26 protein-coding genes are annotated in these 26056 nt (G+C 36.1%); 25 read left to right on the top strand and 1 reads right to left on the bottom strand.

What is annotated here, in order from left to right:
- Positions 1-88 precede the first annotated feature (88 nt).
- From topA to CLOCL_RS09570, 11 genes are all read left to right on the top strand, one after another.
- Positions 89-2185, top strand: a complete 2097-nt coding sequence (gene topA, locus CLOCL_RS09620) for a type I DNA topoisomerase (RefSeq protein ID WP_014255154.1) — start codon at positions 89-91, stop codon at positions 2183-2185.
- Positions 2186-2203: 18 nt separating this feature from the next.
- Positions 2204-3514 (top strand): methylenetetrahydrofolate--tRNA-(uracil(54)-C(5))-methyltransferase (FADH(2)-oxidizing) TrmFO, encoded by a 1311-nt coding sequence (trmFO, locus tag CLOCL_RS09615; RefSeq protein ID WP_014255153.1) that lies wholly within the window; start codon positions 2204-2206, stop codon positions 3512-3514.
- A gap of 849 nt (positions 3515-4363) precedes the next feature.
- Positions 4364-4786 carry a flagellar basal body rod protein FlgB gene (gene flgB, locus CLOCL_RS09610; protein ID WP_420805130.1) on the top strand — a complete coding sequence of 141 codons (423 nt, stop codon included), beginning with the start codon at positions 4364-4366 and terminating at the stop codon, positions 4784-4786.
- Between the two features lie 6 nt (positions 4787-4792).
- Positions 4793-5233, top strand: a complete 441-nt coding sequence (gene flgC / locus CLOCL_RS09605; RefSeq protein WP_014255151.1) for a flagellar basal body rod protein FlgC — start codon at positions 4793-4795, stop codon at positions 5231-5233.
- Between the two features lie 47 nt (positions 5234-5280).
- Entirely contained in the window at positions 5281-5589 is a 309-nt protein-coding gene (fliE, locus tag CLOCL_RS09600; RefSeq protein WP_014255150.1) for a flagellar hook-basal body complex protein FliE, read from the top strand.
- A 97-nt stretch (positions 5590-5686) separates the two neighbouring features.
- On the top strand, positions 5687-7255 hold the full coding sequence (fliF, locus tag CLOCL_RS09595; protein WP_014255149.1) for a flagellar basal-body MS-ring/collar protein FliF: 1569 nt from the start codon (positions 5687-5689) through the stop codon (positions 7253-7255).
- A gap of 38 nt (positions 7256-7293) precedes the next feature.
- Complete coding sequence (fliG, locus tag CLOCL_RS09590; protein ID WP_014255148.1) at positions 7294-8319, top strand: flagellar motor switch protein FliG; 1026 nt, start codon at positions 7294-7296, stop codon at positions 8317-8319.
- The gene (locus CLOCL_RS09585; RefSeq protein WP_014255147.1) at positions 8312-9112 is read left to right on the top strand and encodes a FliH/SctL family protein; all 801 of its coding nucleotides are present in this window, start codon (positions 8312-8314) and stop codon (positions 9110-9112) included. Before fliG ends, CLOCL_RS09585 begins: the two co-directional genes overlap by 8 nt.
- A gap of 175 nt (positions 9113-9287) precedes the next feature.
- Positions 9288-10607, top strand: a complete 1320-nt coding sequence (gene fliI, locus CLOCL_RS09580; protein ID WP_014255146.1) for a flagellar protein export ATPase FliI — start codon at positions 9288-9290, stop codon at positions 10605-10607.
- Positions 10608-10695: 88 nt separating this feature from the next.
- Complete coding sequence (gene fliJ / locus CLOCL_RS09575; RefSeq protein WP_014255145.1) at positions 10696-11139, top strand: flagellar export protein FliJ; 444 nt, start codon at positions 10696-10698, stop codon at positions 11137-11139.
- 108 nt (positions 11140-11247) lie between these two features.
- A complete protein-coding gene (locus tag CLOCL_RS09570) occupies positions 11248-12087 on the top strand; it encodes a MotE family protein (protein WP_041715057.1) in 840 nt (279 codons plus the stop codon).
- A 223-nt stretch (positions 12088-12310) separates the two neighbouring features.
- Here CLOCL_RS09570 and CLOCL_RS09565 read toward each other — a convergent pair whose 3' ends face one another.
- The gene (locus tag CLOCL_RS09565; RefSeq protein ID WP_014254024.1) at positions 12311-13600 is read right to left on the bottom strand and encodes an IS110 family RNA-guided transposase; all 1290 of its coding nucleotides are present in this window, start codon (positions 13598-13600) and stop codon (positions 12311-12313) included.
- 415 nt (positions 13601-14015) lie between these two features.
- On the opposite strand from CLOCL_RS09565, the gene CLOCL_RS09560 reads away from it, so the two are divergent.
- From CLOCL_RS09560 to flhB, 14 genes are all read left to right on the top strand, one after another.
- Complete coding sequence (locus tag CLOCL_RS09560; protein ID WP_014255143.1) at positions 14016-15584, top strand: flagellar hook-length control protein FliK; 1569 nt, start codon at positions 14016-14018, stop codon at positions 15582-15584.
- A gap of 51 nt (positions 15585-15635) precedes the next feature.
- Entirely contained in the window at positions 15636-16529 is an 894-nt protein-coding gene (locus CLOCL_RS09555) for a flagellar hook capping FlgD N-terminal domain-containing protein (protein ID WP_014255142.1), read from the top strand.
- A 33-nt stretch (positions 16530-16562) separates the two neighbouring features.
- Positions 16563-16955: a TIGR02530 family flagellar biosynthesis protein gene (locus CLOCL_RS09550; protein WP_014255141.1), complete on the top strand. Its 393-nt coding sequence runs from the start codon at positions 16563-16565 to the stop codon at positions 16953-16955.
- Between the two features lie 112 nt (positions 16956-17067).
- Positions 17068-18387, top strand: a complete 1320-nt coding sequence (locus tag CLOCL_RS09545; RefSeq protein ID WP_014255140.1) for a flagellar hook protein FlgE — start codon at positions 17068-17070, stop codon at positions 18385-18387.
- Positions 18388-18740: 353 nt separating this feature from the next.
- Complete coding sequence (locus CLOCL_RS09540; protein WP_014255139.1) at positions 18741-18941, top strand: flagellar FlbD family protein; 201 nt, start codon at positions 18741-18743, stop codon at positions 18939-18941.
- A 315-nt stretch (positions 18942-19256) separates the two neighbouring features.
- A complete protein-coding gene (locus CLOCL_RS09535) occupies positions 19257-19763 on the top strand; it encodes a flagellar basal body-associated FliL family protein (RefSeq protein ID WP_014255138.1) in 507 nt (168 codons plus the stop codon).
- Positions 19764-19775: 12 nt separating this feature from the next.
- Complete coding sequence (fliM, locus tag CLOCL_RS09530; RefSeq protein WP_014255137.1) at positions 19776-20765, top strand: flagellar motor switch protein FliM; 990 nt, start codon at positions 19776-19778, stop codon at positions 20763-20765.
- Between the two features lies 1 nt (position 20766).
- A complete protein-coding gene (gene fliY, locus CLOCL_RS09525) occupies positions 20767-21936 on the top strand; it encodes a flagellar motor switch phosphatase FliY (protein ID WP_014255136.1) in 1170 nt (389 codons plus the stop codon).
- Positions 21937-22015: 79 nt separating this feature from the next.
- Positions 22016-22378 (top strand): response regulator, encoded by a 363-nt coding sequence (locus CLOCL_RS09520; protein ID WP_014255135.1) that lies wholly within the window; start codon positions 22016-22018, stop codon positions 22376-22378.
- Positions 22379-22462: 84 nt separating this feature from the next.
- Complete coding sequence (locus CLOCL_RS09515) at positions 22463-22969, top strand: flagellar biosynthetic protein FliO (protein ID WP_014255134.1); 507 nt, start codon at positions 22463-22465, stop codon at positions 22967-22969.
- Positions 22953-23732 carry a flagellar type III secretion system pore protein FliP gene (gene fliP / locus CLOCL_RS09510; RefSeq protein WP_420805123.1) on the top strand — a complete coding sequence of 260 codons (780 nt, stop codon included), beginning with the start codon at positions 22953-22955 and terminating at the stop codon, positions 23730-23732. Before CLOCL_RS09515 ends, fliP begins: the two co-directional genes overlap by 17 nt.
- Before the next feature lie 42 nt (positions 23733-23774).
- Positions 23775-24044 (top strand): flagellar biosynthesis protein FliQ, encoded by a 270-nt coding sequence (gene fliQ, locus CLOCL_RS09505; RefSeq protein WP_014255132.1) that lies wholly within the window; start codon positions 23775-23777, stop codon positions 24042-24044.
- A 27-nt stretch (positions 24045-24071) separates the two neighbouring features.
- Positions 24072-24857, top strand: coding sequence for a flagellar biosynthetic protein FliR (fliR, locus tag CLOCL_RS09500; protein ID WP_014255131.1), 786 nt, complete (start codon positions 24072-24074; stop codon positions 24855-24857).
- Positions 24854-26053, top strand: a complete 1200-nt coding sequence (gene flhB, locus CLOCL_RS09495) for a flagellar biosynthesis protein FlhB (protein ID WP_014255130.1) — start codon at positions 24854-24856, stop codon at positions 26051-26053. The genes fliR and flhB overlap by 4 nt, the downstream gene beginning before the upstream one ends.
- Positions 26054-26056: the final 3 nt, after the last annotated feature.

Here is a 26056-nt window from a genome sequence, read left to right as displayed (position 1 = left end):
TGTATTTCATTATTTTGCATTTTTTTTGTGTATGAGTATAATAAGATTATTGCAAAATAATGTAGACAAACATGACAGGAGGATAAAGATGGCTGATAAGTTGGTTATAGTTGAGTCTCCTGCAAAAGCTCATACAATTAGCAAGTTTTTAGGGAAGGATTATAAGATAATAGCTTCTGTAGGACATGTAAGGGATTTGCCAAAAAGTCAAATGGGTGTGGATATCGAAAATAATTTTGAACCGAAGTATATTACTATCAGGGGTAAAGGAGATGTTATCTCCAAGTTAAAAAAGGAAGCAAAAAACGCCAAAAAGATTTATCTGGCAACTGACCCTGATAGGGAAGGAGAAGCTATATCATGGCATTTGGCTTATTTGTTGAATATAGATAGCAAAGAGAAATGTAGAGTGACTTTCAATGAAATTACTAAAAATGCAGTTAAAAATGCAATGAAAGAGCCCAGAGAGATTAACTTAGACCTTGTTAATGCTCAACAGGCCAGAAGAATATTAGACAGAATAGTTGGTTACAAGATAAGTCCAATACTTTGGAAAAAGGTTAAGAAGGGACTCAGTGCTGGAAGAGTTCAATCGGTTGCTACAAGATTGATCTGTGACAGGGAAGAAGAAATTGAAAAATTTGTTCCCGAAGAGTATTGGACAATTGATGCCGTACTTCAAAAGAAAGACGAAAAGGGTTCGTTTAATGCCAAGTTTTACGGTAAAGACGGCAAAAAGATGGAACTTAAAAGTGAAGACGATGTAAAAAGAATACTTGAAAATATTAAGGGAAAGCCATTTATTGTGCAAAAAATAAAAAAGGGAGAGAAAAAGAAATCTCCTGCGCCTCCTTTCATTACAAGTACAATGCAGCAGGAAGCGGCGCGAAAATTGGGATTTAGTACTAAAAAGACCATGATTGTTGCTCAGCAGCTTTATGAAGGTATAGATATAAAGGGAGTTGGCGCATTAGGTCTTGTGACCTATATCCGTACCGATTCCACAAGGATTTCCGACGAGGCGCAGCAGGATGTTATACAATTTATTAAGGAAAAATACGGAGAGAAATATCTTCCTACAGAAAAAAGGGTATTTAAAAATAAAAATGCTTCCCAGGATGCCCATGAATGTATTAGACCGTCACAAGTCAATATGGATCCCGATTCAATAAAAGATTCCCTTACAAAGGATCAATACAAGCTCTACAAGCTTATTTGGTCAAGATTTGTATCGAGTCAGATGGCATCCGCAGAATACGATACAATAAGCACTGACATCACAATTGGTGACTATACTTTCAAAGCAAACGGACAGATGCTGAAATTTCCTGGTTTTACGGTTTTATACCAGGAAAGCAAGGATGAAGAAGGGGAAGAAAAGGAAAATGACATTCCTGATCTTATAGAAGGTGAGGAATTAAAACAGAAGAAAATAGAACCGAAGCAGCATTTTACCCAGCCACCTCCAAGATATACCGAAGCGAGCCTTGTAAAAACTCTGGAGGAAAAGGGAATAGGCAGGCCGAGTACTTATGCACCCATTATTACTACAATATTGGCAAGAGGATATGTAGTAAAGGACGGAAAAACATTAATGCCTACAGAATTGGGTAAAATAGTTAACGATATTATGAAAACATATTTCCAGGATATAGTTGATGTTGAGTTTACTGCCCAGTTGGAGAAAAAGCTTGATGACATTGAAGAGGGATATAAAAAATGGGTGGATGTGATGCAGAGCTTTTATTCTCCATTTGCTAAAGTATTGGAAGAAGCAGAAGAGAAGATCGGAAATGTTGAGGTTCCGGATGAAGTAACTGATGAAATCTGTGAAAAATGCGGAAGGAACATGGTAATAAAGATGAGTCGGTTTGGCAAATTTTTAGCCTGTCCGGGATTTCCCGAATGCAGAAATGCAAGGCCTATTCTGGAAGAGGCCGGAGTTAAATGCCCTAAATGCGGCGGTAAGGTATATATTAAAAAATCTAAAAAGGGTAAAAAATATTTGGGATGCGAGAATAATCCCACCTGTAGTTTTATGAGCTGGGATATGCCTTCGAAAGAAAGTTGTCCTAAATGCGGAAACTTCTTATTGAAGAAGTATTTGGGAAAGAAAGTTCAACTTAAGTGCAGTAATGAAGAATGTGACTTTATAAAAGATGGAGAACGAAAAAAGGAAGAGTAATAATGAAAGGTAGAGATTATGTGCGATTATATAAATGTGATAGGTGCAGGACTGGCAGGATGTGAAGCTGCCTATCAAATTGCAAAAAGGGGAATAAAAGTGCGGCTTTTTGAAATGAAGCCCAAAAACTATTCTCCTGCTCATCATCTTGAAACTTTTGCTGAACTTGTGTGCAGCAATTCTTTGAGGTCCGACCAGTTGGAAAATGCCGTCGGACTTTTAAAAGAAGAAATGAGGATGCTTGACTCAATAATAATGAAGTGTGCCGATGCAACGAGAGTTCCGGCGGGTGGAGCATTAGCTGTAGATAGAGTAGGATTTTCCCAAAAGGTAACAGAATTAATAAAGGGAAATCCTGATATTGAATTAATAAATGAAGAAGTAAAACAGCTGCCGCAAGAAGGGATTACTATTGTTGCAACCGGTCCGCTGACTTCTGAGAGTTTGTCAAAAAGTATTATGGAATTGATTGGAGAAGCATATCTTCATTTTTTTGATGCAGCAGCTCCTATTGTTACTTTTGATTCAATAAATATGGACAAGGCTTTTAGGGCGGCAAGGTACAACAGGGGAACTGAGGACTATATCAACTGCCCAATGAATAAGGAAGAGTACGAAAACTTTTGGAATGAGCTGGTAAACGCTGAACTTGCGGAAGTAAAGGACTTTGACAGAGAAGTTGTTTTTGAGGGATGTATGCCGGTGGAAACAATGGCTAAAAGAGGTATAGATACTTTGAGATTTGGACCACTAAAGCCGGTAGGTCTTATTGATCCTAACACCGGGAGCGAAGCTTATGCTGTAGTTCAGCTGAGACAGGATAATAGTGAGGGAACCCTCTATAATATTGTGGGGTTTCAGACACGTCTGAAATGGCCTGAACAAAAGAGAGTATTCAGAATGATTCCGGGCCTGGAGAATGCCGAATTTGTAAGATATGGCGTTATGCATAGAAATACTTTCATAAATTCCCCAAAACTTCTCGAACCATCTTACAGAATGAGAAAAAATCCAAATATATATTTTGCAGGGCAGATTACCGGTGTAGAAGGATATGTGGAATCTGCGTCCTCAGGTTTGGTTGCCGGAATTAATGCTTCAATGCAGTTTTTGGGAAAAGGTGATGTTTTATTTCCGAGGACAACAGCTATTGGAGCATTGAGTAATTATATTTCTGATAAAAATGTTAAGGATTTTCAACCCATGAATGTAAATTTTGGATTAATGGAAGGACTTGGAGTTAAAATAAGAGATAAGAGAAAGAAAAATTATGAAATGGCTCAAAGGGCGCTGCAAGAAATTAGAAAATATTGTGACGATAGAATTTAGTTATTCAAAAAAGTTCCAAATCTTTAGTTTTTGTTATTGAATTTATTTTAGAATTTGTGTAAAATTTATTATAGAATTTATTGTTAACAATCACATCTGTTACCATTTGGCGGTAATAGATGTGATTGAACAAAAGCAATTATAAATTTATAATTAATAGTTATTTTATTAATTTTTTAATAGTTGTTTTTTTAAAAAAGTTATGTTAATATCTATTTAATAACATCTCATTGTCACTGACCTGTATTTATGCATATTTGAAGCTTTTGATTATAAGTTATTATGTATAGAGTTGATATCTGTTGTAGAAATTATTTCAGGAGCGATGGTCATAAAATAGTGATAGTCTTTTTTCAAGGTTTTATATAAATTTCACAAATTTATTTTAATAATATATCCTAAAATTGAAAGTATGTTATTGATTTCCAGGAGGATTTTATTGTATTCTTTAAGACTGTCCAGGGATTTTTATGAAATATTTTAAATTTTCAATAGTTTTGATTTATTTGTTTTATCTGAAAGGATAGTATATGAGTCGCTGATTCCTTAATAAGAGGGTTTGTTGTGTTTTGAATATTTTCTGATTTGTTACATTTTTTAAAAAAATAATGAAGGAATATCTTATTTTATGTCGAAACATATTCAAGATTAAATTTTTACAAATTTCTTTTATGTAAATATGTACAAAAGTTTCAATTTTTTAAAATTATCCCATAAATAGATCGTAGGTTATAATTTGCTTTAATAGAGAGAATAAAATAACATATTTTTCTTTGCAAGGTAATGGAAGTTTATATAAAAGAATGGAAAGGTAATTGTTCGGACTTAGCGAAAAAGCGAAAACAGGAGGTGTTTATATTGCTGGACAGGGTATTGTTTGGTACAAAGGTCTTAGAAAAATCCTTAGATGCTTCCTTACTGCGTAATGAAGCAATATCGCAAAATATTGCCAACGTGGATACTCCTGGATACAACAGAAAGAGTGTTAGTTTTGAGGAAGAATTACGTAATGCAATTACTAGAAATAGCAGTTTTGTTGGAAAAAGAACTCATCCCAAACATATTAAAATTGGAGCAAATAGTATCGATGATGTAAGTATCAATATTATTGAGGATAAAAATTCTTTGGATATGAGGTTAGATGGCAATAATGTCGATATAGAAAACGAAATGGCTTTATTGGCTGAAAACTATATAAAATATCAAGTGCTTATTCAGAGATTGACAGACAGTTTTAACAAAATGAAATCTGTAATTAAGGAAGGACGATGATTATAAATGGGATACTTTAGCTCTCTTAATATCGGTGCAACAGGATTAACAGCTCAAAGACTTAGAATGGATACTATTTCACAAAATATTGCCAATGCTAACACAACAAGAACTGAAAATGGTACTCCTTATAGGAGAAAAGTGGTAGTTTTTGAGGAGAGAGAAGCTAAAACTCCTTTTTCCGAATATTTGAATCAAAGCAGCAAACAGATGATAGGTGGAGGAGTGAGGGTAGCAAGAATTGTTGAAGATACTACTCCTTTTAAAATGGTCTATGATCCAGGGCATCCTGATGCCGATGAAAACGGATATGTAGAAATGCCTAATGTAGATGTACTTACAGAAATGATTAATATGATTTCAGCAACCAGGTCTTATGAAGCTAATGTCACATCTATAAATACTACTAAAAGCATGGCTATGAAAGCTTTAGAAATTGGAAAATAAGTTTACATAAAACAATAATTTTGATTTCCAAAACATAGGAGGCTATTATGGCTATTAATAGTGTCAATGGACTTAATTTAACATCTCCAATTTTAAGTACAAGTTTTTCAAATACCAATAAATCCGATACTGTAGAAGGAAGTTTTGCCAATTATCTCAAGGAAGCATTGACAAAAGTCAGTGATCTTGAAAAAGAATCGACAGCTCTAACGGAGGCGTTTGCGGCGGGTATAACAGATAACATCCACCAAGTTTTGATTGCGGCTGAAAAGGCTGAAATAGCCCTTCAGTTCACTATGCAAATAAGAAACAAAATCTTGGATGCCTATAATGAAATAATGAACATGCATATTTAATATTGGCAAATATATAAAGTAAAAGTTGCAGTAGAAAAATGATTTATATTATTGGCTGTTACAAAAGAAAAGTATCTTTATATATGGTGGTGATTGCATGCCCGAGGTATTAACAAAGTTTCAACAACGTCTCACCGAAATATGGAATAAATTAGATAAATCTCAAAGAAGTAGAATAATTCTTATATCTGCTATATTGATTATTGCTATAACAGCTAGTATCGTAATGCTTACACGCACCACATATGTACCTCTTCTTACAATTGACGATACAATGGATGTAGAAGAAATAGAAAAAGTTCTTAATGAAAAAGGAATTAATTTTAAACCGGGAGATGGAAATAAGATACTGGTTGATTCAAAAGATAAAAATAAAGCTGAGTTTGCTTTAGCGTCATCAGGAATAACATCCTCCGGAATGAATTTCGAGGATGCCTGGAACTTGGTGAATATTACTTCAACGGAAAGTGATAAAAAGCATTTATGGCAAAATTTTAAAAAGAATAATCTTATTGCTAAACTCAAAATGTTTGATAATGTTAAAGATGCAGATGTTGAAGTGGCAATTCCGGAAAATTCCCTGTTTTTTAGTGACACATCAAGTAATAAGCCCACTGCTTTTGTTCGAATAAATCCTAAGGGCGAGATTACTCCAGAACAGGTTAAAGGAATAGTGAGTGTTGTTGCATCATCTATTGAAGGACTTGAGCCGGCTAATGTAACGGTTGTCGATAATAACTTTAATGTTTTGAGCACCGAAGCTACTAATGGTTTGGGAGATGCAAATTCTCAATATAAAATGAAACTTAAAGTAAAAGAAGAACTTGAGCGAAATATAAAGACGCTTTATCCCAGCAAGTCGGACAGTTATGACTACATAAGTGTAGTTGTGAACCCTTTTTTGGAATTTGATAAGCAGAAAACCACTAAAAAAGAAATTGGAAAACCTACCGACCTTGATGAAGCAATAGTCAGCAGTTCAACACAAAAGGAAGAACTTGTTAATGGCGCTAATGGCGGAGCACCGGGTACCGATACAAATCCTGGAGACGGAACAGTCACATACCCAATTGAAGCTGGTGAAAATTCAACATATAAAAAGACAGTAACAGAAGTAAACAGAGAGTTTAATGAAACCCTGACTGAAATTGAAAAGGCTCAGGGAGAAATTAATTTTGAAAAATCTTCAGTTGCTGTGACACTTTGGTATGGTCAGAGGGTAGAGGATGATTCGGCACTTACCCCTGAATTTATTGAACAGTGCAGACAAGTGATAAGCGGTGCTACAAATATACCTGTCTCCAAAATTTCCATCAGCAAATATAAACTTGCACCGGAAGAAGTATATGAAGAATCCTTGTCGGACAAGATCAGGCAATATCTTGATTCTTATGGATATTTTGCACTCATGATTCTTCTGATAATAAGCTTGTTAATAGCAGTATTGCCTAGAAGGAAGAAAGATGAAGAGAGTGAGGAAAATCTTGTTCCTGAAATGGCTTTGGCCGGTGGCCAGCAGTTAAATGCTCAGCAGGAAGAACCTGTACCGGAGATTAGTTTTGAAGAAAAATCTGAAATAAAGAAGCAGCTTGATCGGTTTATCAGAGAAAAACCTGAATCCGTTGCCCAGCTGTTAAAAAATTGGTTATCTGAAGATTGGGATTAAGATAAAGAATATAAAGAAACTAAAGGGGGAAGTGCACAGTGGCACGAAGTTCAGGGGGTTTAAAATCTGAGATTTCTGGAAGAGAAAAGGCAGCCATGCTCCTTATTGCTCTGGGACCTGAAAGATCTGCCGAAATATTTAAACATCTCAAAGAGGATGAAATTGAGCAGCTTACATTGGAGATTGCAAATATTCGGACAGTGACCCCTGAAGAGAAGGAAAAGGTTCTGGAAGAGTTTTATCAAATTTGTCTTGCACAGAATTATATAGCTGAAGGGGGAATCAGTTATGCAAAGGAAATACTTGAAAAAGCTTTAGGAACACAAAAAGCTCTTGATGTTTTAAACAAGCTTACAGTTTCACTGCAAGTAAGACCCTTTGACTTTGTAAGAAAGGCTGATCCTTCACAGCTGTTGAACTTTATACAGAACGAACATCCTCAAACAATAGCATTGATATTGGCATATATGAAACCTCAACAGTCATCTATCGTGTTATCTGCTCTACCGCAGGAAAAACAGGCAGATGTTGCCAGAAGAATTGCTGTTATGGACAGGACATCGCCGGAAATTATTAAAGAGGTTGAGAGAGTACTTGAAAAGAAACTGTCAGCTCTTGTAACTGAAGACTTTACAGCAGCAGGTGGTGTTCAGGCTATAGTTGATATATTAAACAACGTTGACAGAGGAACTGAAAAATATATTATGGAAACTCTTGAGATTGAAGATACGGAACTTGCTGAAGAAATAAAGAAAAGAATGTTTGTATTCGAAGATATTCTTACTTTGGACAACCGTTCTGTACAGAGATTCCTGCGTGAAGTTGACAATAATCAGTTGGCGATTGCATTGAAAGGAAGCACAGAAGAAGTTCAAAACAAGATATTCTCCAATATGTCTAAGCGTATGCAGGAAATGATCAAGGAAGATATCGAATTTATGGGACCTGTTAGACTTAAGGATGTGGAAGAAGCACAACAGAAAATTGTCAATGTTATACGTAAACTTGAAGATGCAGGTGAAATAGTAATCTCTAGAGGCGGAGGAGATGAAATAATTGTATAGTAAAATTTTTAAAAGTAATGAAATAAGTTTAGGTGAACCAGTTCAAATAAAGATTCCTACCAGTTTTCCAGCTATAAAGATGGCTTATAAATTGGATGCAAAAAGTGAAAGCGATGTTTATGAAAAAAAAGCTTTGAAACTGGAAAAGGGAAATAGCAAAGATTTGGATGAGCTTATACAAGGAGCAAACATCGAATCGGAAAAAATAATTAAAGCTGCGGAAATTAAGGCACAGAAAATAATTGAAGCAGCTGAAAAACAAGTTAGTGAGAGAATAAAAGCAATAGAAGAGGAAGCAAGGCAAAAGGGATTTGAACAAGGTTATGAACAAGGCTATGAAGAAGCAAAAAAAATGTATGAGGACTTGATTTTTGAAGCAGAGCGCATTAAAGAAGAGGCAAATATGGAATACAACAGAATTATGTCCGAAATAGAAGCAGATGCTATGGAGTTGGTTATGGATATTGCACGAAAAGTAATTGGCGAGGAAATTTCAGTAAATAAAGAGCATCTTCTTCATTTGGTAAGAGAAGCTTTGGGAAAATCTTCAAATAGAGAGAATATTGTGTTAAAAGTTTCTGCTCAGGATTATGACTTTGTTGTAGATAATAAGGAAAAACTTCTTTCCATGGTTGAAGGTGTTGGAAATCTCGATATAAAGAGAGATCCGGCATTGAAAATAGGAGATTGCCTTGTAGAAACTCCCTATGGAAGCATAGATGCCGGAGTGGAAACAAAGCTGGCGAAAATTGAAGATGCCTTCATGAAATTTGCAATCAACAGCAAAAATTAGTTTGGAAAAACAGAATTATCTAAACAAAGCATAAAAAAAGTGTGAGGTATTTTTATCCGACATTAAACTGTGGCCTGAGCCACATTTTTTGTATAGTATAAATAAAGCCAATTACAAACCCAAATGAAAACGGATGTAAAGATTTTAGTAAACATAAGGATTAATGGGGTGTAATATGACAGGCATAAATTTTAAAAGGTATAAAGAAATTCTTGCAAAATCCGACTTTATTGAATACAAAGGGAAGGTATCGAAAATTATAGGTCTTACAATCGAATCCAACGGCCCGGAAGTTAATATGGGTGAAATTTGTTTGATTCAATCGTTAAGAGATAAATATGAAATTAAAGCCGAAGTTGTCGGATTCAGGGAAAATAAAGTTATTCTGATGCCGTTGGGTGATATGGCAGGAATCGGGCCGGGAAGCAGTGTAGTAGCTACAGGAGAATATTTAAGTGCGGCTGTGGGTGAAAAATTAATCGGAAGAATTATTGACGGTCTGGGGAATCCCATAGATGAAAAAGGAGAAATAGAAACTGAAGGTTTTTATCCTGTAAACAACGATCCACCTCATCCATTAATGAGAAATCGAATTTCCGAACCGCTCCCTTTGGGAATTAAAACAATAGACGGTCTGCTGACAATAGGAAAGGGGCAGAGAGTAGGCATATTTGCAGGAAGCGGTGTGGGAAAAAGTACTTTGATAGGTATGATAGCCAGAAATACCAAAGCCGATATAAATGTAATCGCACTCATCGGAGAACGCGGCAGGGAAGTGCGTGAGTTTATAGAAAAAGACCTGAAAGAAGAAGGATTGAGCAGGTCGGTTGTCATTGTGGCAACTTCCGATCAACCGGCTCTTGTGAGACTAAAAGCTGCATTTATGGCTACAGCTGTTGCTGAATATTTCAGAGATCAGGGAAAAGATGTGCTGCTGCTAATGGATTCTCTGACACGATTTGCCATGGCACAGAGAGAAATAGGTTTGGCTGTTGGTGAGCCACCAGTGTCAAGGGGTTATACGCCTTCGGTGTTTTCGATAATGCCAAAGTTGCTCGAGAGAGCAGGTAATTCAGAGAGGGGATCAATTACCGGGCTTTATACCGTTTTGGTAGATGGTGACGATTTGACCGAACCGGTAACCGATACGGCCAGAGGAATACTTGACGGTCATATTGTACTTTCCAGAGCTCTAGCCAATAGAAATCAATATCCTGCTATAGATGTACTTGCAAGCGTAAGCAGGGTTATGTCCGATATAATAGATGACAGGCATAAAGAAATTGCCAACAAGATAAAAAAACTTATGGCAATATACAGGGATGCTGAGGACCTTATTAATATCGGTGCCTATGTCAAAGGCAGCAATGAAAAAATTGACCTGGCTATTGAGTATAACGATAAAATACTTGAGTTTATAGAACAGGGAACTCATGAAAAATACAGTTTTAATGAAGTAATCGGAATGCTTGAGAGTTTTGCCGACATTTACTGATTTTCCATATGATGATTTTGCATTTAGGTTAGGGCATAAATTTATTTTGGTGGAGCTAATCTGTCGGATAGCTTTGAGGTGATAGGGATTGGGAAAGTTTAATTTTAAGCTGCAGGCTGTTCTTAACTTAAAGAAGCAGATTGAAAACAATATGAAGAATGAGTTAGGAAAGGCTGTACAGGAACTGGAAAGGCAGAAAAGAATACTAATGGAAATTGAAAGGGAGAGAGACGAGTATATTACCGAAATAAACAGGCAATCTACTTCGGGTGTTGCAGTGGGAAGATTAAAAGAGTATGGTTTGTATATTTCACTGCTAAACAAAAAAGCGGATAATCAAAAAAATAATATAAAGATTGCACAAGAATCTGTCGATAAGTATAGAGAGCGGCTTATCATAGCCATGCAGGAAAGAAAAATGATGGAAAAATTTAAGGAAAAGAAATTTGAAGAGTATTATAAGGAACAGCAAAAGCTGGAACAGAAGCTCATCGACGAGATAGCAAGTTTTAACTATGAGATAAACGAGTAGATAGCCGGAAAAAATATTATTTAAAAACAAATAAGTTTTAAAGTTATTAGTAAAAATTATATGACATCATAGATACAGTTAAATTAAGTATAACAGGAGAAGCGAAATATGGATCAAAAAAAATTGAAAGAAGATGTTAAAGACCCTAAAAAGCAAGAAAGCAAAGTAGAGCCTGAAATGAAAAGTAATAAGGCAATATTGTATGCTATTCTTGTGCTGGTTACTGCATTGGTGATTGTAACCGTTGTGGTGGGAGGGGTCTTTTATATTTTGACTCGTAATAATGTTAATGGTTTTGCAGACAAGTATAGAGAGAACATAAAAAAAGTTCCTGTCATAAGACATGCTTTACCGAAAATCGAAGATCCTGACGAAGCCGAAAACTATAGCCGGGACAAACTTTTAAGTTTATACAAACAGTTTAAAGCTGAAAATGAAGAACTTAAAAGACAACTGTCAGACATTGAGAAAATAAACAAAGAACTATCAAAATATAAAGAAGATGCTGATTCAATGACAAAAAAATATGAAGAATTGAAGAGTGAGGCAGAAAAAGAAAAAGCAAAAATGGAAGAATACAAAAAGAAAGTTGACGAACTGGTGGCAAAAGGTGACAAAGAAGGATTTGCTGAGTATTTTGCCCAAGTAAATAGTGAAACAGCTGAAAAAATATATAGGGAAATTGTTAAAGAACAGAAAGAAAGTGAAGAAGCAAAACAATTTGCACAGCTGTATGAAAAAATGGATACTTCATCCTGTGCCAAAATTTTTGAGCAGCTTGGAAGTGAAAAAATAGATTTAATATCATACACTCTTAAGAATATGAAAAAAGACATAGCTGCAGAGATAATATCCGAAATGAGCAGTGAATTTGCGGCAAAAATAACCGATAAACTTGCTAAAGATTACGGTATTAAATTTGCCAGAGATGAGGAAACCGGAGAATAGCATTTGTAAAATTAAGTTTGTATTGCTTTTGAAGATATAAACAGTATTGAAAGACCAGCTAATTAAAGTCAAGAGTTTATAATAAAAATTTTGAGAAATTTTTTTAGGCTCCTGACGTTAATGAAACGCATGACAACAAGACCACCTAGGTGAGGTAGACATAAAATAGCTGGTCTAAAATAGCAAGTTGCTCTTTGAAAACTGAACATCAAGTACAGTACTATCAAGCTGCTGTATGCTTTGCTGCAAGCATTTGAGCGTGTTCCTGGGGGCTGCGTAACTGGTAAGGTTTCCTATCCCTTAGGACAGCAAAGATGATACAAACAAGCTTGCGCATAACAGCTCCCAAAGCTACTTTCTTAGGCTTACTCTGGCATTTTTGTTGGTAGAACTCCAGCAGCACAGGGTTGCAAGCTGTCTTATCCCGCTTGGTACGGATATTAGCAAGAGCAATTGTGAAAAGCACCCTGCGAAGCAGCCTTGAACCTCTCTTAGACATCTTGTTCCGTGTGCCGGTAAACTCTCCGGACTGCATGACAGAGGGGTCAACGCCGAAATAAGCAACCAGCTTGCCTGGCTTTTTAAAGGCTGAAAAGTCTCCAATCTCCGCAAGAATAGTAGCAGCAGAGAGAAGGCCTATACCTGGCAGGCTCTGCAAAAGTTCAAGCGTCAATGCCAGCATGGGCATATCCTTCGCCATATCTTCAGCAATCAGTAGACGAATGGACTTAAGGACTTTCTCCAGGCTTTCTTCCAAGGTTTTGATCATGGAGATATATACGCCCAGCATAATAACATTTGAGGCATTATGAATGCTCAGAGGTGCAAAATCTCTGGCCTTGGAGACCAGAAGCTCATACTTGGCAGTTGACCATTTAAGGCTTTTGCGGGATTTCTTCTGAATCAGTGAAATCAGCTTGTTCCTGTCAGCCTTAAGAATATGGGCAGGAGTAGGATACTCCTCCAGGACAGCCATAGCAGCCTTTGAAAATATATTGGAGAAGACATCCTTGAAGTTAAGCATGAGTTGGTCAACAATACCGGTAAGCCTGTTTTTGTAGGCGGTAAGCTCATCACTCAGTTTGTAGTACTGGCGACATAGGCTCCTTAGGCACTCAATATCCTCATTGGGGATGTTGGTTGACTTAAGTTCCTGAAATCTATAGAGTAGGGCAATTTTCCGGGCATCCACTTTATCATTTTTCACTTTTCTGATTCCAATATTTTTGATAGAATCAGTTTGGATGGGGTTTGTTACCGAAACCTCAAATCCAGCTTTACAAAGTGAATGGAAAAGGATTTTGTGATAGTGCCCGGTGGATTCCATGACTATGAAAGGCCTTGAAGCAAAATCTTTTTCCGTTTTATTAAGCAATTCAACGGCTCTTTCAACGTCGGTATTGGAATCATGGTGAATCTTCATGCGGGCAACCACTTCATTGGTAGGAGAAAGAATCGCCATTTCACTGAAGAACTTACCCACATCAATTCCTGCAATGGGTCTGAAATTCATTAAAATGCCTCCTTTTTAAGATTAATGGACTTAAAAGCCTCCATTCCTTCCCATGTAAGCAAACAACCTTGCATGTGACACGAGGAACCAGCCAAAGAGCTGGCCTCAACCAGCCAAATCATGTAGACTTACCGGAATGGATAAATACTCTTTCTTACGGGTAATCGGCCCGCTAAGGTCCGTCCCAGGAGGTGAAACACTCACCTTCCAAGTCCGGAAGATATTATACATGATTGTCAAGGTTCAGGCCAACAGTTGCTGGCAAAATGGCTAAGATGTGAAGCCGGATGATGTGCTTGATGTTTAGAAAAGAATGAAGTTTGAAGTGTTATGTTAACAATGAATTTTAATGGGTCGAACAGTGGCTTCGGTCACTGATTTAATACAATATTAATTGTACAAGGAGGTGATAAAGATGATAGAGAATAGCTTAATTGCAGGCTTTTTGACTCAATCTGCAAACACGTTACCTGTTACCGGAAGAAAAGAAACAGCCAATTTCCGAAACTTTAACGGTTTTGCTGAAAAATTAAATGCTGCTGTTGAAAAAAACTCTGCCAATAGTAGAATCATTCAAGCAAAAAATAATGCTAAGACAGAAAACCGGATAGATAACAGTATTGGATTGAACTCTAAAGCTTATGAACCGGACAGGGACAGTAAAGTAAAGACTTATAAAGATGTTGCCGGTGAGAAGGGACAAGTATCTTCAAAGAGGGAAGTAAGCTACGACAAAAAGAATAAAAAACTTGACAGGACTAAAAAAGAAGTTCAAAGTGAGGCCGATATAGTCGAGGAAAGCTTGGCTGAAATACTGAATATTAGTATTGAAGAGCTTAGAATGATTTTAAAAGCGCTTAATTTTGATTCCGGGGACTTGATTGACGAGACCAAAACAATTGAAATTTCTCAAAAAATATCCGACCTTTTTGGATTAAACGCTGAACAAAGGGATACTCTTGCAAAAATAACGGATTTTATTGCAAATGAAGCAAAAAAACTGGTAAATGACATTCAAAATCAAGGTAATTATAATGAAATCAGCGTAGACAAAAGCGGTTGGATTAAGCTTGAAGGCATTGATATGCAGGTGATTGATAAGCGGCAGGCTATGTTCTCTGAGAATACAACATTGTTAGGGAACAAGCTCAAGGAATCGCTTGACAGATTGGAGAATGAACTGCATAGTGAGCCGGAGAAGCTTTTTGAAAGTATCTCAAGCAGTATTAAAAAACTTACTTCTGATAATGCAAATTTTGTAAACATTATAGGTAGTAAAGAAGATGATTTGGATTATTTGGAAATTGCTGCTGAGGATACTTTGGAGCCTGAAGATACTATTTTTCCTGATGATTCTATAAAAACTGAAGAAAAAGGAAACACTTCCAGCGATAGCAACTCACAAAAAACTGATCTTCAAGATAATCAAAAAAACTATGAAGTAATAAACAACACTCAATATTCGCAGCTGAATGAAATTGGCAGTATTATAAGCAATCAGAGGATATATGGTCCCGATGATGCAGCAAAGATAAAAAGCGAAATAAATGTATCGGGAAAGGAAATAATCACTCAGATTGTCAACAAGGCAAAAGTAGTTTTAACCGATGAGAAGAGTGAAATGATAATTGACTTGAAGCCTGACCACCTTGGAAAGCTGTCTCTTAAGATTGTTACAGAAAGAGGCTCTGTAGTTGCTAAATTTATAGCGGACAGTGAACAGGTTAAAGCTGCTATTGAGTCAAATATGGACAACCTTAAGGAATCTCTTAACAAACAAGGTTTTTCAATACAGGATTTCAGTGTGTCGGTTAGACAGGATTCCAAAAAAGGCTTTGGTGAAAGCCGTGACTTTTCCAAAAATAACGGCAGTCCCAATAAAGGTGAGAAGATAGCAACAATTGCAGCATCAAATGTTGAAGAAAAGCATCGGATATTGAATCCTTACATGGTAAACAACAGTAGTATTGATTTGACTGCCTAAAATGTTTATGAGACGAAGAACGAATTGTTTTGCAGAAAGGAGGGAAAGACCATGAGCATAGATTCAGTAAACTATCAAAAAACCATTGAGCAAATAATTGACGAAACAACCGGAAATAAAAAAACAAAAAGAAATACCGGTGAACTTGGCAAAGACGAATTCATGAACCTGTTGGTTACACAGCTTCAATATCAGGATCCTTTAAATCCCCAGGATGATACTCAATTTATTGCACAAATGGCTCAGTTTAGTGCATTGGAACAAATGCAGAATTTAAACGCCAGTTATTCAGCTACAAAGGCTTTCGGTATGATTGGAAAGTTAATCAGTGCTAATGTTTCGGGGGATTCCGGCGGTACAAATTCCATAGTTGGCGAAGTGACAAGTGTAAAGATGAAAAGCGGAAAAGCCTATGTTGTTGTAAACGGCACTGACATCTCGGTGGATGATGTAGTTGAAGTTGCAGAAGCAACAAGTGAGTTTAACTTGTCGAATTTATCCGAATATACAGGCCTTATAGGATACGATTGCCGAGGATATGTTTATGACCCCGATACACGTGCTATTGTTGGAGTTAGCGGTGTTGTAAAAGAGGTTACCAAAGGTGCCTATGAGAATTATGCAGTAATGGATGGTGTATCAGTAAATATATTTGCTGTGAACGGAATTTATAATTCCGGAAATTCAACTTATATAGAAAAGTATCTTTCCAACAATAAAGGCATGGAGGTGTCGGTAATAGTATCCGATGATTCAGGTAATGAGGTGCCTGTCAAAGCAATTCTTAATGACTTCAGTATCTCTGAAAATGGAAAAATAAAAGCGGTACTGGATAGTGTTAAGGTTCCGGTGGACAGTATAGTAAGTATAAAGGCAGCCAGGGCAGAAAGCGATACTGAAGGAAATGACGATATAGCTGATGACATCCCGACGGCGGACATTTAGATCTTGACCGACCTGCTTTTTGGAGGTGAGACAATGATAATAAACAACAACATCTATAACCATATAAACCGTGTATCGGAAAAACAGCTGAACAATTCCGGAGCCAATAAAGCAAAGGAATCGGTGCATAACAGTTTTGACAGTATTTTAAAAGAAGAAATAAGGAAGACATCGGATGTAAAATTTTCAAAGCATGCACAGATGCGATTGGAAACAAGAAATATCAAAATTTCCGACTTACAGATGCAAAAAATATCAAAAGCTTTGGATAAAGCAGAACAAAAAGGTGTAAGAGATTCTTTGGTTATGGTGGATGATATAGCTTTGGTAGTAAACGTTAAGAATAGGACAGTTATTACCGCAGTAAACAGCAACGAACTTAAGGAAAATGTTTTTACCAATATTGATGGCGCTGTTTTCACATAGTAATTTTAAACAAAATTGAAACTATATAATATTAAAAATAGCCGGACCCTTTCGGGAGGCTATCTATTCCGGATTGACAGAAGGAATAGTCTTCAAGGAGGTCGATTTAATTATGATGAGATCAATGTTTTCAGGTGTATCTGGTCTGCGTGCTCATCAAACAAAAATGGACGTAATCGGTAATAATATTTCCAATGTTAATACAGTTGCGTTCAAGTCAGGCAGAGTAACTTTCGAGCAAGTATTCAGCCAAACATTACAAGGTGCCAGTGCTCCGGACCCGGTAAGTGGGAGAGGCGGTACCAATCCAATGCAGATAGGCTTAGGTATAGGTGTTAATACTATTGACACTATTATGACAAACGGAAGTACTCAGAGGACAGACAATCCCACTGACCTTGCCATAGAAGGCGACGGATTCTTTATTGTAAAAGGCGGCAATTCCGATACATTCCACTTTACGAGAGCAGGAAATTTCGGACTTGACAAAGCCGGAAATCTGGTAACCGGTGGCGGATTGAATGTATATGGATGGCAGGTATATTCTAGGCAGCCCGACGGTACTTATGTGTTTGATACCGAAGCAGAGATTGAGCCTATAAACCTGTATGAAGATGCTACAAATAAAAATAAGAGAATAATTCCGGCCAAAGCAACTACCTTTGCCGTTATATCGGGTAACCTGGATGCCTCATATGCAGCATTGGGAAGTGCGGCAGCCTCGGCAGGAAATGTTCAATTTACCATACCAATGACTATTTATGACTCATTGGGAAATCCATACACCATAAATGTTGATTTTTGGAAGATAGAGGCGGGAAGCAGCGGAACTGTATGGAACTGGGCTATCAATACAGGAAATGGTGTTACTGCTTCATCGGCAAGCGGAAGCTTTGAATTTGATACACAAGGAAAGATTAAGCCCGGTGCTTCGGTTACTCCTTCCATAACGGTAATTCCACCGGCGACTGTTGGTACTGAACCCATTAATATTAAACTTGATTTTTCAAAACTGACAATGTATGCTGCTGACAGCTCGGCAAAAACTACAAATATAGACGGATATTCCTCAGGTACACTTGTTAATTTCAGTATCGGATCTGACGGAGTTATTACCGGAATTTACAGCAACGGGCAGCAACAGCCTCTGGGGTTAATTGCCTTGGCGGTATTTGACAACCCTGCAGGACTTTTGAAGTCAGGAGAAAATTTATATACACCTACGACAAACTCCGGTGATTTCAAAAAAGCTGTGAAACCCGGCACTAACGGTGCAGGAGATTTGAATCCAGGTACTCTGGAAATGTCTAATGTTGATCTGTCATATGAATTTACAGAAATGATTATTACACAGAGAGGTTTCCAGGCTAACAGCAGGATAATTACAACCTCTGATGAAATGTTACAGGAACTGGTTAACTTAAAAAGGTAATTAGCATAAATAGTGGACTGGAGTTGTAAATTAACTCCAGTCCACAGTTTGCTCTTGAATAATCAAAAGAAGTTTGTTACTTAAGACAAACTTTTTTAAGTATTTGCAAAAAATATAGTTTAACGGCGTTTGATTTTTTGTATTTAACACATGAATATTCCTTTGAAATATTGGTAAATATTTTTAGAAAAATTTTTGAAAAAATAGAGGAAAAATTAAGACTTATGAAGAATAATGTAGATAATTGTAAAGAAGTTGTGTTTGATTTTTTGCAAAGATAGCTTTAAAAGAGATTACATAATTTTTTTACAAAAAAAATAAATTTACTATTGAGTTTTTGAGGTAAAAATATTATGATTGAATTAACCAGGTTAAATGGTATAAAATTTGTCTTAAATTGCGAATTAATAGAAAGTCTTGAGGAAACACCAGATACTGTTATTTCTACAACCAACGGCAAGAAAATTGTTGTTGCCGAGAATGTCGATGAGGTTGTCAAAAAAGTAATAGAATATAAAAGAAAGATATTCTGCAATTTAATGTCTAATAATTAACTGATCTTTTTGGGAGTTCTGTACAATTGTTTTAATATCAATTAAAAATTAATAGTTATTGATTTGAATAGTTAGGTTTTGCAGTAATCTTACAGAATTTTGCAATTTATTGCAAAATATTCTGGATAGACTCTAGAATTTTTTTAGATTATAGAATGCAATGTGCAACATAATTATGCATAGACTGGTATTTTATTGCTGCACAGCTCGTCTATGCAATTTAGATGTTTTATCACATCATAGATATCTGTTAAACCAACAATTCATGAAGCTGTGCCCGATTTATAATATTATCGGTTAAAGGGGGCATAAAATTTGGAAGGCAAAAGCACCAGTTTCATCATTCTAATCTGTGTAGTGGCATTTCTTTCATTGGCTTTGGCATTATTGTCCGGATATGTGCTTTTTATGGGTGGTAGTTCTAAAGGACAAGCCGCCAACAACAAAACAATAACTGTACCCAAAGACAGTGAGTTGGCCGTGGAACAGATATTTTCATCAAATACTGCCTTTAATTTAAAAACAACCAATAACGATAAAAACATCCATGTCATTTTGGTAAGTGCCCAAATCCAATATTTTGCCAAGTTTGAAGGCATTAAGGACACCACTGCAAAAATACAGGCAAACAAAGGTAAACTTGCGGAAATGGTGGGCACATATTTTCAAAATTTAACCATTGATGATGTCAAGAAACCTGAGGCAAAAGAAAAAGCAAGGTCTGACCTTAAAAAGATGATGAACGAATATCTTTTGCAGAACGAGGAAGCAAACGGTGAATTGGTATACAGTATTATATTCGACTATTGGTTCTATCAGTAGGAGGTGTTTTTAATGGGTGATATTCTGTCACAAAGCGAAATAGATGAGCTGCTAAAAGCGCTGAATACTGGAGAACTGGATGTACAGAATATTACAACTGCACCTGAAGATAGGAAAATAAGAAATCACGATTTCAGAAGGCCCAGTAAGTTTGCCAAGGATCATATAAAGACTCTGAATGTTATACATGATAACTATGCAAGATTGCTGTCAAACTTTTTATCGGGTTATTTGAGAACTCTTGTTCAAATTCAGGTTATTTCAGTTGAGGCTATTGCTTATTATGAATTTAACAATTCAATATCGAATCCGGCTGTTCTGGCTATTGTTGATTTTTCACCCTTATCCGGATCGATTATTTTTGAGATGGCCCCGTCGATTGCTTATGTTTTAATTGACAGAATACTTGGGGGCAAAGGATATCCGATGGATAAAATCAGGGAATTTACTGAAGTGGAACTTGCCATAATTGAAAGAATAATTGTCCAGGTTTTAAACCTTATGAGAGAGCCCTGGGAAAATGTAATGGCAATAAAGCCGAGATTGGAGAAAATTGAAACTAATGCTCAATTTGCTCAGATAATATCGGCAAACGAAATGGTGGCCTTGGTAACACTTAGTGCAAAAATAGGTGAAGTAGAAGGAATGATAAACATTTGTATTCCGCATATGGTGGTTGAACCGATTGTTCCGAAACTTAGCACAAAATACTGGTTTACAAAAAACGAGAAAGAAAAAAACAATGAAAACAAGGATACCATTGAGCAAAAAATTGAAAATACTAAGATACCTGTCAGAGCAATTTTAGGAAGGACTACAATATTGGTAAACGATTTTCTGGATTTGCAGCCTGGAGATGTTATACCATTGGATTCAAGTATTAACGGTAATCTTGAAATATTGGTCGGTGACCTTTTAAAGTTCTATGGAACTCCTGGTGTAAAAAGAAACAGGATTGCTGTAAAGGTAACTGAAATTGTAAAAGGAGAGGAGGAAGAGTAGTATGGGAGACATGTTGTCGCAAGAAGAAATTGATGCTTTACTAAGCGGAGGATCAAATTCTTCAGTTGATAATAGTGCCAATGCTGGAGGAAGTGATGAACTTTCCAGTCAGGAGATGGATGCTTTAGGAGAAATAGGTAATATTAGCATGGGCACATCAGCTACTACACTTTATGCTTTGCTTGGACAAAAAGTAATAATTACTACTCCTCAAGTCGATGTCTGTTCATGGGAAGAAGTTTATCAACAGTTTAGTACAGGCTATGTGGCTGTAAAAGTAGAGTACACGGAAGGTTTATATGGTGTGAATCTTCTTTTGTTAAAGGAAAATGATGCTAAAATAATCACCGATTTAATGATGGGCGGCGATGGAAGTAATACGGATGGGGAACTTACCGACCTTCATTTAAGTGCTATCGGTGAAGCCATGAATCAGATGATTGGTTCGGCAGCAACTTCTATGTCGTCGATATTTGAAAAAAAGGTGGATATATCTCCTCCAAAAGCCTTCTGTATGTCGTTTGATGAAAATAGCGAAAGTGTCTTCTATCCAGGGGATAAAATGGTTAAAGTAGCATTTAAGATGGTAATAGGCCAATTGGTTGATAGCGAAATTATGCAGTTATTACCTTTGGATTTTGCCAAGTCTTTGGTGGAGAACCTTATGAATTCAAACGCTGGAGGCAAATCGCAGTCAGAAAATAATAATGTATCTTCTCAGAAAAACGAACCGCAAGGTCAGAATTTATCTCAGCAGCAGCAGTATCCTCAGCAGCAATATCCGCAACAGCAGCATTATCAATCGCATCAGGAAATGGATCAGCAATATTACGGACCAAATCCTCAAACGAGAATCAAAGACCCTGTTAACGTTCAGGCAGCACAATTTCAATCATTTGATGATGGTATGGTATCCTTTGAAAAAAGGAATATCGGATTAATAATGGATGTTCCTTTGCAGGTTACTGTTGAGTTGGGAAGAACAAATAAAAAGATAAGGGATATTTTAGAACTTGGTCCGGGATCTATAATCGAGCTGGATAAACTCGCAGGTGAACCTGTAGATATACTTGTAAACGGTAAAGCAATTGCTAAAGGTGAAGTAGTGGTAATAGATGAAAGCTTTGGCGTAAGAATTACCGATATTATACACCCCTCAAAGAGACTTTAAAAGTTTTAAAGTCTTTTGAGGGCTATTAAAAAATAAACAGGACAGTAGTATAGACTAATGTAAGGAGAGGGATAGGTAAATGGGTAAGAGAATCTTGATTGTTGACGATGCAGCTTTTATGAGAATGATGATTAAAGATATACTTACGAAAAATGGGTACGAAATTGTTGGTGAGGCTGAAAATGGTGCACGGGCAATCGATAAATATAAGGAATTGAATCCCGATCTGGTAATTATGGACATAACCATGCCGGAAGTTGACGGAATTGCTGCAGTAAGGGAAATAAAGAAGATAAATTCCGATTCTAAGATAATAATGTGTTCAGCAATGGGTCAGCAAGCTATGGTTATTGAGTCAATACAGGCAGGAGCAAGGGATTTTATTGTTAAGCCTTTCCAGGCAGAAAGAGTAGTAGAAGCTGTAAAAAAAGTTTTAGGCTAAAGTCGGTATTAGTAATAAGATCATCACTAAACTTGTATTTTTTAATGAACTCAAAGGCTGTATGAGTTAGACAAGGAGTATAAAATGGGTTTTGTTGACACACTTATTAGTTTTCTGGTATTTGCTATTGTCTTTGGCTCAATTATATTTTTGGCTTATGTTACTACTAAGCTTATTGCCAATAAATCGGGAAGAGCCATGAAAGGCAAGTATATTAACATAATTGAAACAGTAAGTCTAGGTATTGAGGGCAGACTGCATCTGGTAAAAGTAGGCGAAGATTTTGTTTTGATATCTGTGTCCGGTAAAAATATTCAGTTGCTTTCGAAGGTTAATATTAACGATTATTCTGAAGAAAAAAGCTCTGAAAATGCCAACTCTTTCGCATTTAAAGAGATTTTTGAGAAGTACCTCCAGAACTTTAAAGGAAAACAAATTAACGAGAAAGATACAGAACATGAAGAAGAAAAAGACAATATAAAGGATGACAGATTTCAGCGAAACATTGAAAAGTTAAAAAAAATAACAGCAGAAAAAGGAAAGCGTTATGCTGCAGGCGGAGATGAAAACACCAATGAGAAAAAAAAGTAGACTGTTTATAGCACTGACAATATTATTTATAGTTTTGACAGCTTTTGCATTAAATGTATACGCTGAGCCTGATTTGGCATTGCCTAAAGTTGATGTAACGGTAGGGACTTCCGACAATCCGGAAGATGTTACGTCAAGTATACAAATTTTACTGCTTTTAACTGTATTGTCTTTGGCACCATCTATATTGATAATGATGACAAGTTTTACAAGAATAATAATTGTTCTCTCTTTTTTCAGAAATGCGCTGGGAACACAGCAGATGCCGCCGAATCAAGTGTTGATTGGGCTAGCTTTGTTTTTGACCTTATTTATTATGAGTCCGGTGATTAATGAGATTAATGAGAATGCTTACAAACCCTATGCAAATAAGGAAATAACTCAGCAGGTTGCTTTTGAAAGGTCATCAAAAACTATAAAAAGTTTTATGCTAAAGCATACAGAAAAGAAAGATTTAGCTTTGTTTGTATCACTTTCCGGGACTAAAACCCCAATTAAGGAAGAAGATATACCCAATTTGCCATTGACAGTAATAATTCCTGCTTTCTTAATAAGTGAGCTAACAATTGCCTTTAAGATGGGCTTTTTGATATATTTACCTTTTCTTGTGATAGATATTGTTGTTTCAAGTACTTTGATGTCCATGGGAATGATGATGCTTTCACCAGTTATGATTTCTCTTCCCTTTAAAGTACTTCTTTTTATAATGGTTGGAGGTTGGAATCTTCTCACGCAAATGATTGTAAACAGCTTTGTAACATAGGTGTGCTAATAGGGAAGATAAATTTAAATAGGAGGATAAAAAATGGATCAAGGTACAGTAATTGAATTGGCTCAAAGATCTATAATGACAGTTATATATGTAGCCGCACCAATGCTTGGATTGAGTTTGATTGTTGGTCTTGCAATAAGTATTTTTCAAGCAACAACGCAAATTCAGGAACAAACCTTAACCTTTATACCGAAAATTCTGGCTGTTCTCTTAGGATTAGCCGCATTTGGATCGTGGATGCTTAAAGTGTTGATGGAATATACTCAGGGGATTTATTTGAATATTAACCAATATATAAAATAATAAAATTTTATTTTGTGAGGGATAAGATTGAATTTGATGGAAGGAATTTTGGCGAACGGTATAGAAATATTCTTATTAATTTTTGTAAGGATGACAGGACTCTTTGTTATAGCACCTATTTTCAGCAGAACCAATATTCCTAGAAATTTGAAAATTGGCTTTTCCTTCATGCTGGCATTAATACTTGTAAATACTATAAGCAGCCAGAATATTGTTATCAGTAACATTTATGAGTTTGCAGTTTTGGTTTTGAGAGAATTTGTAGTAGGAATTACTTTAGGTTATGTTTCATATACAATTTTTACAGCTATTTATGTAGCAGGCGAATTAATTGATATGCAGATTGGCTTTGGTGTAGTTAATGTTATTGATCCTCTTAGTAATATTCAGGTGTCAATAACTTCAAACTTTTATTTCATTTTGTGTATGTTGATTTTCCTTCTTTGCAAAGGACATCATATTTTGATAAGGGCATTATTCAGCAGTTATGAATATATACCTTTAGGACAGGCAGTTTTCGGTACGGATTTGCAGAGTAGAGTTATAGAAGTTTTTGGAGGCGTTTTTCTTGTGGCTTTTAAAATTACGGCACCAATTCTTGCAGCTATAATAATTACGGATGTGGCCATGGGAATTATTTCTAAGACCATACCTCAAATAAATGTATTTGTTGTAGGAATGCCCCTTAAAATATTGATGGGATTGACAGTATTGGTTTTAACAATGCCAATGTTTATATACATCGTTGAATCTCTTATCAGACTGATAGATAGTGAAATGTTAAATTTCCTTAAAAGTATGGGGACAAAATGAAAAAACTGAAGAATAAGAAAAGCAAAGAGTTAAATTTAGGAAATAATTACAATAATAATGTTTTTAATGAGAATTTAAATCCCATTGAAGTACCGGGGTTAATAACAGTTAATCTTCAGCTTTTTGCAGATAGTGGAGAAAAGACGGAAAAGCCTACTCCTAAAAAACGGCGGAAAGCAAGAGAAGAAGGTCAGGTTCTTCAAAGCAGGGAAATGACTTCTGCAATTGTACTGTTAAGTATATTTTTAACCTTAAAGATTGCCGGAAGTTTTATATATGAACAGTTGTATCTGAATTTTAAGATTGCTTTCATTGATTTGGCCCAAGTGCCTGATTTATATACTTTGCAAGGCATTAGAAAAATGTTTGCAGAAACGGTGTTACAATTTTTAAAAATTGTAGCTCCTGTATTTGCAGTGGCACTTTTAGCAAGTTTAGCAACTTCCTATGCTCAAGTGGGTTTTTTGTTTACAACAAAGACCCTGGCATTTAAATTTAACAGAATTAATCCTATAAACGGGTTTAGAAGATTGTTTTCATTAAGATCTGTTATGGAGTTGGTTAAGTCCATATTGAAAATTGCAATAGTAAGTTTTATAGCATACTCATATTTTTCTCATGAAGCAGTAAATATGCTAAAAACAATGGACATGGATATTATCAGCATAGCTGTTTATATATGCAGTACGGCATTAAATATTGCCGTCAGGATGTGCATAGCATTGTTGGTACTTGGAGTTTTGGATTACGGATATCAGTGGTGGGAATATGAGAAAAATCTGAAGATGACAAAGCAAGAAGTAAAACAGGAATATAAAGAAACCGAAGGTAATCCGGAAATAAAAGGTAAAATAAAGCAGAAACAGCGTCAGATAGCATTAAGAAGAATGCTTCAGGATGTACCAAAGGCGGATGTTGTAATAACAAACCCTACTCACTTTGCAGTAGCAATAAAATATGACCCTAAAGTGGCTGATGCGCCGCTGGTAATTGCAAAGGGACAGGATTATATGGCTTTAAGAATAAAGGAGATAGCAAAGGAAAACAAAGTGGAAATTGTTGAGAACAAGCAGTTGGCAAGAACCCTTTATAGCACAGTGGAAATAGGTGAAAAAATTCCTCCGGAGCTTTTTCAGGCAGTGGCAGAAGTACTTGCCTTCGTATACAGTCTTAAAAATAAAGTTAGGGCTATGTAACAA

The organism is Acetivibrio clariflavus DSM 19732, assembly GCF_000237085.1.
Classification (GTDB): Bacteria; Bacillota; Clostridia; order Acetivibrionales; family Acetivibrionaceae; genus Acetivibrio; species Acetivibrio clariflavus.
This window is presented reverse-complemented; position numbering and strand designations above follow the sequence as displayed.

Bases quoted from the DNA above. Each gene is read 5' to 3' on its own strand.
- CLOCL_RS09555 (WP_014255142.1), top strand. From the start codon at position 15,636: ATGAGCATAGATTCAGTAAACTATCAAAAAACCATTGAGCAAATAATT.
- CLOCL_RS09565 (WP_014254024.1), bottom strand. From the start codon at position 13,600: ATGAATTTCAGACCCATTGCAGGAATTGATGTGGGTAAGTTCTTCAGT.
- fliQ (WP_014255132.1), top strand. From the start codon at position 23,775: ATGGATCAAGGTACAGTAATTGAATTGGCTCAAAGATCTATAATGACA.
- fliF (WP_014255149.1), top strand. From the start codon at position 5,687: ATGCCCGAGGTATTAACAAAGTTTCAACAACGTCTCACCGAAATATGG.
- fliE (WP_014255150.1), top strand. From the start codon at position 5,281: ATGGCTATTAATAGTGTCAATGGACTTAATTTAACATCTCCAATTTTA.
- flgC (WP_014255151.1), top strand. From the start codon at position 4,793: ATGGGATACTTTAGCTCTCTTAATATCGGTGCAACAGGATTAACAGCT.
- CLOCL_RS09570 (WP_041715057.1), top strand. From the start codon at position 11,248: ATGGATCAAAAAAAATTGAAAGAAGATGTTAAAGACCCTAAAAAGCAA.
- flhB (WP_014255130.1), top strand. From the start codon at position 24,854: ATGAAAAAACTGAAGAATAAGAAAAGCAAAGAGTTAAATTTAGGAAAT.
- fliM (WP_014255137.1), top strand. From the start codon at position 19,776: ATGGGTGATATTCTGTCACAAAGCGAAATAGATGAGCTGCTAAAAGCG.
- CLOCL_RS09550 (WP_014255141.1), top strand. From the start codon at position 16,563: ATGATAATAAACAACAACATCTATAACCATATAAACCGTGTATCGGAA.
- fliY (WP_014255136.1), top strand. From the start codon at position 20,767: ATGGGAGACATGTTGTCGCAAGAAGAAATTGATGCTTTACTAAGCGGA.
- CLOCL_RS09515 (WP_014255134.1), top strand. From the start codon at position 22,463: ATGGGTTTTGTTGACACACTTATTAGTTTTCTGGTATTTGCTATTGTC.
- CLOCL_RS09520 (WP_014255135.1), top strand. From the start codon at position 22,016: ATGGGTAAGAGAATCTTGATTGTTGACGATGCAGCTTTTATGAGAATG.
- trmFO (WP_014255153.1), top strand. From the start codon at position 2,204: ATGTGCGATTATATAAATGTGATAGGTGCAGGACTGGCAGGATGTGAA.
- CLOCL_RS09545 (WP_014255140.1), top strand. From the start codon at position 17,068: ATGATGAGATCAATGTTTTCAGGTGTATCTGGTCTGCGTGCTCATCAA.
- CLOCL_RS09560 (WP_014255143.1), top strand. From the start codon at position 14,016: ATGATAGAGAATAGCTTAATTGCAGGCTTTTTGACTCAATCTGCAAAC.
- fliI (WP_014255146.1), top strand. From the start codon at position 9,288: ATGACAGGCATAAATTTTAAAAGGTATAAAGAAATTCTTGCAAAATCC.
- CLOCL_RS09540 (WP_014255139.1), top strand. From the start codon at position 18,741: ATGATTGAATTAACCAGGTTAAATGGTATAAAATTTGTCTTAAATTGC.
- topA (WP_014255154.1), top strand. From the start codon at position 89: ATGGCTGATAAGTTGGTTATAGTTGAGTCTCCTGCAAAAGCTCATACA.
- fliP (WP_420805123.1), top strand. From the start codon at position 22,953: ATGAGAAAAAAAAGTAGACTGTTTATAGCACTGACAATATTATTTATA.